This window comes from Hyphomonas sp., from assembly GCF_040882205.1.
GTDB lineage: Bacteria > Pseudomonadota > Alphaproteobacteria > Caulobacterales > Hyphomonadaceae > Hyphomonas.
In genome coordinates this window covers 1-10923 of record NZ_JBBEBT010000348.1, presented here as the reverse complement: position 1 = coordinate 10923, position 10923 = coordinate 1, and the positions used below count along the sequence as shown (strand labels likewise).

Sequence of the window (10923 nt, the reverse complement as noted above, 5' to 3'; positions counted from 1 at the left end):
CCTATTTCGTGGCCGCCACGATGGTCATCGCGGTGCCGACCGGCATCAAGATCTTCTCGTGGATCGCCACGATGTGGGGCGGTTCGATAGAGTTCAAGGTGCCTATGCTCTGGGCCATCGGCTTCATCTTCCTGTTCACCGTGGGCGGTGTCACGGGTGTCGTGCTTGCCAATGCCGGCGTCGACCATGCCCTGCACGACACCTACTACGTGGTCGCACACTTCCACTATGTGCTGTCGCTGGGCGCGGTGTTCGGCCTCTTCGCGGGCTGGTACTACTGGTTCGAGAAGATGTTCGGCGTGAAGTACAACAGCGTCCTTGGCGGCCTGCATTTCTGGCTGATGTTCATCGGCTCGAACGTGCTGTTCTTCCCGCAGCACTTCCTCGGCCTGCAGGGCATGCCGCGCCGCTACATCGACTACAACGATGGCTTTGCCACCTGGCACTACGTCTCGTCGATCGGCTACGCGATCACGCTCGTCGGCACGATTATCTTCTTCATCTCGATCGCGGAAGCGGCCATCCGCCGCCGCAAGTCGACCAGCGGCAACCCCTGGGGCGAAGGCGCCACCACGCTCGAGTGGACGTTGCCGTCGCCGCCGCCATTCCACCAGTATAATGAACTGCCGGTGGTCAACACCAAGGGCGGGCACTGACCTGATCGCGGCCCTGCTGCGGGCCAGACAAGAACTGAACTCCGGGGCGGCCCACACGTGCAAGGCGTGCGGGCCGTTTCGTCAACAGAAGTCCGAGACACGACACCATGACCGATGCCATCGTCACGCCTCTGAAACGCTACGCCACTGCAGCCGATTACGTGAACCTGATGAAGCCCCGCATCATGATGCTGGTGGTGTTCACCGGGTTTGCGGGGCTTGTGGCTGCGTCCGGCATGACCGGCATCACGATGCACCCCGCGATGGCCGCGATCGCCACGCTCGCCGTGGCGCTCGGCTCGGGCGCCGCCGGCGCCATCAACATGTGGTATGATTCCGATATCGACGCCGTGATGAGCCGTACTGCGACCCGGCCGATCCCGTCGGGCGCAGTCCCCCGCGAGGAGGCCCTGGCGATGGGCCTGATCATGTCCGGCGTCTCGGTGTTGCTCATGTGGCTCGCCTCGAACTGGCTGGCGGCCGGCCTGCTGGCCTTCTCCATCTTCTACTACGGCGTCATCTACACGATGTGGCTGAAACGGGCGACGCCGCAGAATATCGTCATCGGCGGCGGAGCAGGGGCGTTCCCGCCGGTCATCGGCTGGGCCGCCGTCACCGGCAACATGCCGCTCGACGCCTGGATCCTGTTCGCCATCATCTTCTTCTGGACCCCGCCGCACTTCTGGGCGCTGTCGCTGCTCGCGCACAAGGAATACGCCAAGGTTTCGGTGCCGATGCTGCCGGTCACGCACGGCGCCAAGGTCACGCGCCAGCAGATCCTGATTTACACGCTGGTGCTAGTGCCGGTCTCGCTGCTGCCGCTTGTCACCGGCCTGGGCGGCTGGATCTACGGCGCTGCAGCGCTGGGCCTCGGCGCGGCATTCCTTGCCTACGCAGTGCGCCTCACCCGCTCTGGGGCAGGCGATGCAGACGCCTCCGGCGCCGACATGAAACTCGCAAAGAATACGTTCGTGTTTTCGATCCTCTACCTGTTCGCCCTGTTCGGCGCCGTGCTCGTCGAGCATGCGGCCGGGCTCCACTTTCCGTTGATGGGTATCTGAAATGGCCGAAATGCCTGAATCCGCCGTGTCGCAACTTGACGCCGAGGCCCTGAAAGCCCGCAAGCGGCGCAATCTCTGGCTTGGCCTCGCGCTGGCCGGGTTTGTGGTGCTGGTGATGGTCACCACCATCGTCCGCCTGCACACCGGCATTGGCGTTTCGGAGCGCATGTGATGGCGATGACCAACCGCTCGATCGCTGCCATTGCCTCGCTCGGTGTTGCCGGGATGCTTGGGCTCGCCTTTGCGGCCGTGCCGCTTTACGATGCCTTCTGCAAGATTACCGGCTTTGGCGGCACCACGCGGATCGCCACCGAAGGCCCTGCCAGCATCCTCGAACAGACCATCGACGTTCGGTTTGACGCCAACGTTGCCGACACGCCGCTGGTCTTCCGCGCGCTGCAGTCCTCCCAGACGGTCCAGATAGGCCAGCACGGCCTGGCCTTTTACGAGGTCACGAACCCGTCTGCGCAGGAAGTGCGGGTGATCGCGAGTTACAATGTGACCCCGCACAATGCGGGGCCATACTTCAATAAGCTGGAATGTTTCTGCTTTTCGGAGCGCGTGATCGCGCCCGGCGAGACGCGGAAACTGCCGGTGGTCTACTTCGTGTCGCCGAATCTGGCGGAAGACCGGCTGGCGAGCAAGATCGAGACGATCACGCTCAGCTACACTTTCTTTGACAGTTCGGCGTATTCAGGCCCCCGCGACCAGCCGGTGGCCCAATCCGGCGTGCAGGGTGCGGCGAATTCGGCCACACCCGGCTGAACCAGTTGCAACGTGGCAGGGGCACACGTTAAACAGCCCCAACGTTCAGGGATTCCATAAGGGATTTGAGACACATGTCCGGCGGCGAAGTAAAACACGACTACCACCTGGTAAATCCTTCGCCATGGCCGTTAATCGGTTCGCTGGCGGTCCTCACACTTGCGCTTGGCGGTGTCGTCTACTTGAAGGGCCTGTTCGGCTTGGCTGAGGGCACCTGGTGGTTGATGGCGATCGGCCTAGCCATGGTCATCTGGGTCATGTGCGGCTGGTGGGCCACGGTCGTCAAAGAGGGGCGCACAGGCGATCATACGCCGGTGGTCGAGATCGGCCTGCGCTACGGCATGCTGCTCTTCATCGCGTCGGAGATCATGTTCTTCGTCGCCTGGTTCTGGGGCTTCTTCGAATTCTCTATCTTCTGGGACGCCCGCGTCGGCTACACCTGGGATGCGGCGAACCCGCTCTACCAGGAAAGTCTTGACCGCTTCCAGCAGTTCCCGCCCGCCGACGTCACCACGTTTGACCCCTTCCACCTGCCGCTGATGAACACGCTGGTCCTGCTTCTGTCGGGCACCACGGTCACCTGGGCGCACCACGCGCTGCAGCACGGCGACATGAAGGGCGCCAAGCTCGGCCTGTTCATCACCATCCTGCTCGGCCTCGGCTTCACGGCGCTGCAGGTGCTCGAATACAGCCATGCCGGCTTCACCTATGACGGCACATTGTACGGGTCGGCCTTCTTCATGGCCACTGGCTTCCACGGCGCCCATGTCGTTATCGGCACGATCTTCCTGATCGTCTGCCTGATCCGGATGTATGCCGGAAACCTGACCCCGAAAAAGCACCTCGGCTTCGAATTTGCCGCCTGGTACTGGCACTTCGTGGACGTGGTGTGGCTCTTCCTCTTCGCCTTCGTCTACGTCACGCCCTATCTGGCGTTCGAAGCGGGCAAGTAAGCTCAGGCAGGCAATCGCTGCAGAATTGAAAGCCCGCCGGTGCGACAAGCCATCGGCGGGCTTTTCACTTTCCGGGAAGGACGAGACGGATGACTTTCAAGCCCTATCCGGTGCTGACGCTGCTGACAGCGGTTTCGGTCGTCATCCTCATCATGTTCGGAAACTGGCAGTGGAGCCGCTACGAAGAGAAGATGGCACTGGCGGTTTCCGAGCCAGAATGGACCACGGTGTCCGGCACGCTGCTGCCCGGCACCGTGCGGCAGGTCTACACGCTTGCCGGCGGCAGCGCCGCCTGGCGCGATGTGGTGCTGTTGGAAACGGAGGAGGGCGCCGCTTTCGTCGCCCAGACGCTGCACTACGGCATGGACGCTCCAGCGCCGATGCTCGTCGCGGCGCCGCAATTCTTCTCGGCCCGCGGCATCTGGCACGAGGCCGGCCAGCGCAACACCTTCTCCACCAGGGATGATCCCGGTTCTGGTTTGTTCTATGCCTTCGATCCCGCCGTGCTTGCAGCTTCGCTTCCGGAAGACCTGGCCGGAAAGGTGCTGCCGCGCGTCTTCGAGCCCGAGACGCTGCTGCGCACCGATGGCACCGAGCCTGAGCCGGTCGTCAATCCCTTCGCCCAGCCGGAGCTGACCGAGCGGCTGCCGCCTGAACGCCATTTCGGCTATGCGCTGACTTGGTGGGGCCTCGCCATCGGGCTCATCGGTGTATATCTGGCCCTGCATCATCAGCGCGGACGCCTCCGCTTCAGGGGAACTGAGAACCCGTGAAATACCTCTCCACTCGCGGCGAAGCGCCGGAAACCGGCTTTGCAGAAGCGTGCCTTGCAGGCCTTGCGCCGGATGGCGGCCTGTATGTGCCTAAGGAATGGCCGCGCATCGAACCGGCGCGCCCGGGCGAGCCCTATGCCGAGGTTGCGGCGCGCATCATCTCGGCCTTCGCAGGCGAGGCGATCGCGCTGGCGGACGTGCAGAAGATCTGCTGGGGCGCCTATGCCGGGTTTGCGCACCAGTCGGTTGCCCCGCTCACCCAGTGGGGTCCGGACACCTGGCTGATGGAGTTGCACCACGGCCCGACGCTGGCGTTCAAGGACGTCGCCATGCAGCTCATCGCGAAGCTGTATGACTACCTGCTCGGCAAGTCCGGCGAACGCCTGACGGTCGTCTGCGCCACTTCCGGCGATACCGGCGGCGCCGCGGCGGCGGCCTTTGCCGGGGCGAAACAGTCCCGCCTCGTTATCCTGCATCCGCAAGGCCGCGTCTCGCCCGTGCAGCGCCTGTTCATGACAACGACCGGCGCCGGCAATATCCTGAATATCGCCGTCACCGGCGACTTCGACGACGCGCAGGCGATCGTAAAGCAGCTGTTCGCTGACAAGGATTTCGCGCGCACGGTCAGCCTGTCGGGCGTCAACTCCATCAACTGGGCCCGCGTGGCTGCCCAGTGTGTCTACTACGCCACCACCCAGGCGCAGCTGCGCGGCTCGGCGGTCCGCTATGTCGTGCCGAGCGGCAACATGGGCGACGCGCTGGCGGGCTATGTCGCGGCGCGTTGCGGCCTGCTGACGGGCGGCTTCGAAGCGGTCTGCGCGGTCAACGAGAACGACGCGCTCGCGCGCCTCTTCAATACCGGCCGGATGACCCGCGCCGCAGCCGTCGCCACACCGAGCCCGGCGATGGACATTTCGGTTCCCTCGAACTTCGAACGCATCCTCTACGAGATGACCGCGCGCGACGCGGGCGCCGTGCGCGCAACATATGCCGCCTACGCACAATCCGGCGACACGCCGCTGCCAGGCGGCGTCCTTGCAAAACTCGGCTGTTCCGGTTTGTCGGCCGCCTCTATCAACAATGCCGAGACACTCACCGAGATGGAGCGCTTCCGGCAGGAGACCGGCTGGCTGATCTGTCCGCATACAGCAGTCGGCACAGCCCTCGCACGCCGCCTGCCGAAGAAGGATTTTGCCACCGTGGTCCTCGCCACGGCGGCCGCGTCGAAGTTCCCGGAAACGGTGATCGAGGCCACCGGGCACGACGCCCCGCTGCCGGTACGCTGCGAGGCCCTCACGGGACGCAGCGAAGTGTTCGAAAACCTGCCCGCCGATCTCGGCGCGGTGCGCGCGCGCATCCTTGACTTTACCCGCTGACGCCGCTGCATGGGCGCCCCGCTCGATACCCTGATTTCGACGCACCGGCTGACGCTCGCCCCGGCCCGGCGTCAGGATTACGCGGACTGGGCAAGGCTGCGCGCGGACAGCCGCGCCTATATCGAGCCCTGGGAGCCGTCCTGGCCCTCAGACGCCCTCTCGCGCCGTGACTGGAACCGCCGGCTTGCCGCCTGGACCGCTGCCTGGAAATCCGGCACCGCCCATATTTTCCTGATCCGCCGGCAGAGCGACCATGCGCTGCTCGGCGGGCTGTCCTTTACGCAGGTCCGCCCCTGGCCAGCCGACACAGCCAGCCTTGGTTACTGGCAGGGCGGCGCCTTCGAAGGGCAGGGCTACATGCGTGAGGCTGTCTCGGCGGCGTGCGAGTGGGCGTTCCGAGATCTCGGTCTCTGGCGTATCGAAGCGGGAATCGTGCCCGAAAACGTGCGCTCGCGCCGCGTTCTGGAAGGCACGGGATTTGCTGAGGAGGGGCAAGCAGCGGCTTATCTCGAGATTGCCGGGACACGCCGCGACCATGTCCTTTTTGGTCTCGTCAGGCCGCGTCCAGACCGTTAGGTATTCTCCCCATGGCACTTGCTAAATCCGCCCAGGCTCAAGGCAGCTGGACTTGGCGCCCGCAAGCGGGCCGCCTCGAGATCGAGGCGCCGTCCGGGACGCCGCTGTCTGACCTCGGGGGTGTCTGGTCGCTTGATGCACTGGACAAGATGCTGGAAGGCCTCAGCCGGGGGCGCCTGACACGGGCGTTTGCTTCGGGTGACGGATCGGTCCTGTGTCCCTTGCGTCTCTCCAATGGCCAGGATGTGCACCTCGTCGGTGCCTTCATCGGCGAGACCGAGGCGCGCGGCATGCTGCTCACCGGCGAGAAATTTCCCGAGTTCGATCCGGAGGAGCTGAAACCCGGTCCGGACCTCGTGCCGGTCTATCAGCCGATCATCTCGCTGCGCGATGGCCGCGTCGTTGGCTTCGAGGCGCTGGCCCGCTGGAATGGCCCCGGCCTGTCGACGCCGCCGAGCCGCTGGGAAGACCAGGCGCTCGCCTCCAACATGCTGATCCGCGCGGCGGAAACTCTCTCGGAACTCCGCCGCAGCGCCCGGCGCGACGACCTGTTCATGCACGTCAACCTGACCGCCCGCGAACTGACCAAGAGCACGATCCCGGCCCTGATCGATGCACTGACCAACAGCTACCAGCTACCCGAACGCGCCATCCGGATTGAGCTGACAGAGCAGGCAGCACTGCGCGACGAGACGAAGACGCTGGCCTGCGCGATGGCGCTGAAGGCCGTCGGCGCGGGCCTCGTGCTTGACGATTTCGGAACGGGGCATTCTTCCTTTGCCTGGCTGGCGGACCTGCCGTTTGACAGCCTGAAGATCGACCACGGCCTCACCGCCAAGCTGGGACAGGCGCGCACCGACACGATCCTCTCGACCATCACGCTGCTCGCCCAGCGCCTCGGCATGTCGACCACCGCCGAGGGTGTCGAAAAGCGCGAAGACGCCGGCCGCCTGCGCGCCCTCGGCTTCGACAATGCGCAGGGCTTTGCCTTCTCGAAGGGGATTGATGCGAAAGCGGCGCTCAAGTTTTTGAAGGGATAAGGCTAAGCAGACAGATCCCGTTCCATGAACAGCATCATCGGCCGCATACGTTCCGGGTAATCCACGAAGGGCGCGCAGTCGGTAAAGCCCATCGAGCGGTAGAGGCCGATCGCCTCCACCATGTCGCGGGTCGTGTCGAGGCGCATGCGGCGATAGCCGTCCCTGGCCCCCGACTTCATCAGCGCCTCGCACAGCTTCCGCCCAAGGCCGCGCCCGTTCGCCGCGGTGCGCACGAACAGCCGCTTCATCTCGCACGTGTCCTCGTCCACATGCTTGCAGGCGACGCCGCCCAGAATATTGTCCGCATCCTCAGCAATCAGCATACGGCCATTCGGCGGGGCGTAGAGTGTCGTCAGCGCCGCCAGTTCCGCGTCGAGGCCCTGATGGCTGAACGCCATCTCCACCAGCCAGGGATCATCCCGGTAACGCTCGCGGCACCAGGCGACATATTCCGAAATCAGTCCGCCAAATGCCGCCACCTCGAGCGGCGACGCCGCCTCGTGGATTGTTATGGCCCCGGAATGTCTCATGCGTTCCCCGCTCCGGATTGCAATCTCGACAGGTCGATGCCCAGCCGCGTCATGGCGTGGCGCCACTTGTGCGCATACGCATCGCCGAACACGAGATCGGAATCCGGCTCGCAGACCAGCCAGGCGTTTTCTGCCAGCTCATGCTCAAGCTGCCCCGCGCCCCATCCGGCATAGCCGAGCGCGAAGACCGACTGGCGCGGCGCTGCCGTCGAGGCGACCATGCCGAGAATGTCCTTGGTCGCGGTCATGCAGATATCGCCATCCACTTCCATGGTCGCGCCGTCGCAGATCACATCGTCCGTATGCAGCACAAATCCACGCTCGGTGGCGACCGGGCCGCCTTCCAGAACGGTTACGCCGCGCAGCGAGATTTCCATCCTGATGCCCATCTGCTCCATCAGGTCCTGAAGGTCGATGCCTTCCACGGGCTTGTTGAGCACAATGCCCATCGCGAATTCGGATGTATGGGCGCAGAGCAGGATGACGGAGCGCTCGAAGCGCGTGTCGCCGATACCCGGAAGGGCGATCAGGAGTTTTCCGGTCAGGTCGGTTTCAAGCTGCATGCCTGCCTCCAGTCCCAAAGCTGGGCCAGCGGGCGGATGATTGCAAGTGAAAACCGGCTGAGGTGCATCCGCCGCGCCGCCGGGGTATGGCTTGCGGCCCGGCGGCCCGCGCCCTATGTCCGCCAGTCAAACAAGGAGAATGCCCCATGACCATCAAAGTCGGCGACAAGCTGCCCGAAGCCACCTTCATGGAAATGACCGTCGATGGCCCCAAACCTGTAACCACCGCGCAGGTGTTCGCCGGCAAGACCGTCGCCCTGTTCGCTGTTCCCGGCGCCTATACGCCGACCTGCTCGGCGCGCCACCTGCCGGGCTATGTCGACAAGGCCGCTGAATTCGAAGCCAAGGGCGTGTCCGAAATCGTCTGCACCTCGGTAAATGACGTGTTCGTCATGGGCGCCTGGGGAAAGACTTCGCACGCCGAGGACAAGATCCGCATGCTCGCCGACGGCAATGGCGCCTTCGCGCAGGCCATCGGCCTCGAGCTGGACGCCTCTGGTTTCGGCATGGGCAAACGCTCGCAGCGCTACTCGATGCTCGTTAAGGACGGCGTTGTTGCCGAGCTGAACGTGGAGCAGGGCGGCGAGTTCAAGGTTTCGGCCGCCGACTATCTCCTCGGCCAGCTTTAAGGACGCCCGTTAACGTCCTTTAACCGAATAAGACCATGATCGGCCTGCTCAGGGTATGGGCAGGCCGCTTTTTCGTCGAGTTTTATTGAATAACGGCAAATCCCTCCCCATCTGACGAGCAAGACATCGTGGAGAGGGACCCCCATGGACATCATCATCTCAGCATTCCTGCTGATCTTCGTCGTCGTCATTATCGGCCTGTTCGGCGCGCTGAAGTTCGTGCCTCAGGGCTATAACTGGACCGTCGAGCGCTTCGGCCGGTACACGAAGACGCTGTCGCCCGGCCCACACGTCGTCAACCCGCTGTTCGACCGGGTCGGCCGCAAGATGAACATGATGGAGACCGTGCTGGACGTGCCCCAGCAGGAAGTGATCACGCGCGACAACGCGATGGTCTCCTGCGATGCCATCGTCTTCATCCAGGTCGTCGATGCCGTGCAGGCCGCCTATGAGGTCAACAACCTCGTCAGCGCTATCACCAACCTCTCGATGACCAACATCCGGACCGTGGTCGGCTCGATGGATCTCGACCAGGTCCTCTCGAACCGTGACGAGATCAACGCGCGCCTGCTCGGCACGATTGATGCGGCCACGCTGCCCTGGGGCGTGAAGGTCACCCGTATCGAGATCAAGGACCTCACCCCTCCGGCCGACATCACCGAAGCCATGGCCCGGCAGATGAAGGCCGAGCGCCTGAAGCGCGCCGAAATCCTCACGGCCGAAGGTGAGAAGCAATCTGCCATCCTCAAGGCGGAAGGCCAGAAACAATCACAGATCCTGCAAGCCGAAGGTCGCAAGGAAGCTGCCTTCCGGGACGCTGAAGCGCGTGAGCGCGAAGCCGAGGCCGAAGCAAAAGCCACCGCGATGGTCTCCGAAGCGATTGCCAAGGGCGATGTCAACGCCATCAACTACTTTCTCGGCCAGGCTTATGTCGCCGCGTTCGAGAAGCTGGCGACCTCGCCGCAGCAGCGCACGGTCATCATCCCCGCAGAGTTCTCGTCCATCCTTGGCACCATCGAGGGAATTCGCGGGCTGACAGATTCGGCGAAAGCCGCCAACGCCGCGCCGAGACCGCCCGGCGGCGCCGTGCCCCCGACCCGAACCTCGTAAATCATCCGCCTGCAGAAGAAGGCAATTCACATGGAACAACTACTCTCTCAGATCACTTGGTGGCACTGGCTGGTGCTGGCCCTGATCCTGTTCGGCGCCGAAATGTCGACCGGAACATTCGACCTGCTGATGGCATCCATTTCAGCGGCGCTGACAGCCGCGTTCGCAGCCTTCGCCCCGGAGAGCGCCACCGCCTGGCATACGCAGGTGCTGGTGTTCGGTGTCGCGGCGGTCGTGCTGATCGTTGCCAGCCGTTTCCTCTTTCCCGGCATGCGAAAGGCGGCGCCCGAGCATCCGACGCTGAACAAGCGTATGGTCCAGCTCGTCGGTCAGCGCGGCGAAATCACCCGTGAATTTTCGGGCGGGCAGGGGCAGGTGAAGATCGGCGACACTGTCTGGGGCGCAGAAGCCGCCGCCGGCGAAGGCATCCTGCATATCGGGGACGCGGTGGTGGTCGAGTCGACACGCTCTAACCTCGCCGTCGTTCGCAAGGCCTGAGCCGCGCTCACTCCGCAGGCGGACGGCCCAACTGTTTCGGGTCATGCTTCGGTGCCGGAGCGAGGCGCATGACTTCGGTCTGGAAGCGTTCGTCATCGCCCGTAAGCAGGTAGGGCAAGGCCTTGCAGATCGCGTCCGCCAGCGGCGCGAACCAGTCATGGTCTGCCTTCGAGAAATCGGACAGCACGTAGGGCATCACCAGCGACTTGTCACCGGGATGGCCAACGCCCACGCGGACGCGCCGCACGTCCGCCCCAAGATGCGCAATTGCAGAACGCACTCCATTGTTGCCCGAAGCCCCGCCGCCGCGCTTCACGCGCACACGGCCAGGCGCCAGATCAATCTCGTCATGCAGCATGGTCACCGCTTCCGGGCCGACCTTGTAAAAGGTGG

Annotated in this window: 15 protein-coding genes; 12 read left to right on the top strand and 3 right to left on the bottom strand. The window is 64.1% G+C overall.

Features of this window, described 5'->3' with window-relative positions; translation table 11 throughout:
• The 9 genes from WEA77_RS15200 to WEA77_RS15160 form a co-directional block, all read left to right on the top strand.
• Positions 1-656 (top strand): cbb3-type cytochrome c oxidase subunit I (locus WEA77_RS15200; RefSeq protein WP_368068715.1); only part of this gene is annotated, 656 nt, incomplete at its 5' end.
• A gap of 107 nt (positions 657-763) precedes the next feature.
• Complete coding sequence (locus WEA77_RS15195; protein ID WP_368068714.1) at positions 764-1717, top strand: heme o synthase; 954 nt, start codon at positions 764-766, stop codon at positions 1715-1717.
• 10 nt (positions 1718-1727) lie between these two features.
• Positions 1728-1889 (top strand): hypothetical protein, encoded by a 162-nt coding sequence (locus tag WEA77_RS15190; protein WP_368068713.1) that lies wholly within the window; start codon positions 1728-1730, stop codon positions 1887-1889.
• Positions 1889-2482 carry a cytochrome c oxidase assembly protein gene (locus WEA77_RS15185; RefSeq protein WP_368068712.1) on the top strand — a complete coding sequence of 198 codons (594 nt, stop codon included), beginning with the start codon at positions 1889-1891 and terminating at the stop codon, positions 2480-2482. Before WEA77_RS15190 ends, WEA77_RS15185 begins: the two co-directional genes overlap by 1 nt.
• A 74-nt stretch (positions 2483-2556) precedes the next feature.
• The gene (locus WEA77_RS15180) at positions 2557-3435 is read left to right on the top strand and encodes a cytochrome c oxidase subunit 3 (RefSeq protein WP_368068711.1); all 879 of its coding nucleotides are present in this window, start codon (positions 2557-2559) and stop codon (positions 3433-3435) included.
• 89 nt (positions 3436-3524) lie between these two features.
• On the top strand, positions 3525-4208 hold the full coding sequence (locus WEA77_RS15175; protein ID WP_368068710.1) for an SURF1 family protein: 684 nt from the start codon (positions 3525-3527) through the stop codon (positions 4206-4208).
• On the top strand, positions 4205-5584 hold the full coding sequence (gene thrC, locus WEA77_RS15170; RefSeq protein ID WP_368068709.1) for a threonine synthase: 1380 nt from the start codon (positions 4205-4207) through the stop codon (positions 5582-5584). The genes WEA77_RS15175 and thrC overlap by 4 nt, the downstream gene beginning before the upstream one ends.
• Positions 5585-5593: 9 nt before the next feature.
• Positions 5594-6160 carry a GNAT family N-acetyltransferase gene (locus WEA77_RS15165; protein WP_368068708.1) on the top strand — a complete coding sequence of 189 codons (567 nt, stop codon included), beginning with the start codon at positions 5594-5596 and terminating at the stop codon, positions 6158-6160.
• Between the two features lie 11 nt (positions 6161-6171).
• Positions 6172-7200: an EAL domain-containing protein gene (locus tag WEA77_RS15160; protein WP_368068707.1), complete on the top strand. Its 1029-nt coding sequence runs from the start codon at positions 6172-6174 to the stop codon at positions 7198-7200.
• A 2-nt stretch (positions 7201-7202) separates the two neighbouring features.
• On the opposite strand, the gene WEA77_RS15155 is transcribed toward WEA77_RS15160, so the two are convergent.
• Both WEA77_RS15155 and WEA77_RS15150 read right to left on the bottom strand, forming a co-directional pair.
• Positions 7203-7730: a GNAT family N-acetyltransferase gene (locus WEA77_RS15155; protein ID WP_368068706.1), complete on the bottom strand. Its 528-nt coding sequence runs from the start codon at positions 7728-7730 to the stop codon at positions 7203-7205.
• Entirely contained in the window at positions 7727-8293 is a 567-nt protein-coding gene (locus tag WEA77_RS15150; protein WP_368068705.1) for a YqgE/AlgH family protein, read from the bottom strand. Before WEA77_RS15150 ends, WEA77_RS15155 begins: the two co-directional genes overlap by 4 nt.
• Before the next feature lie 146 nt (positions 8294-8439).
• Here WEA77_RS15150 and WEA77_RS15145 point away from each other — a divergent pair, with 146 nt between their 5' ends.
• From WEA77_RS15145 to WEA77_RS15135, 3 genes are all read left to right on the top strand, one after another.
• Positions 8440-8922: a peroxiredoxin gene (locus WEA77_RS15145; RefSeq protein WP_368068704.1), complete on the top strand. Its 483-nt coding sequence runs from the start codon at positions 8440-8442 to the stop codon at positions 8920-8922.
• 144 nt (positions 8923-9066) lie between these two features.
• Positions 9067-10032: an SPFH domain-containing protein gene (locus WEA77_RS15140; RefSeq protein WP_368068703.1), complete on the top strand. Its 966-nt coding sequence runs from the start codon at positions 9067-9069 to the stop codon at positions 10030-10032.
• Positions 10033-10062: 30 nt separating this feature from the next.
• Positions 10063-10530 (top strand): NfeD family protein, encoded by a 468-nt coding sequence (locus tag WEA77_RS15135; RefSeq protein WP_368068702.1) that lies wholly within the window; start codon positions 10063-10065, stop codon positions 10528-10530.
• A 7-nt stretch (positions 10531-10537) separates the two neighbouring features.
• On the opposite strand, the gene WEA77_RS15130 is transcribed toward WEA77_RS15135, so the two are convergent.
• The coding region (locus WEA77_RS15130) for an aminoacyl-tRNA hydrolase (protein WP_368068701.1) at positions 10538-10923 on the bottom strand (386 nt) is incomplete at its 5' end.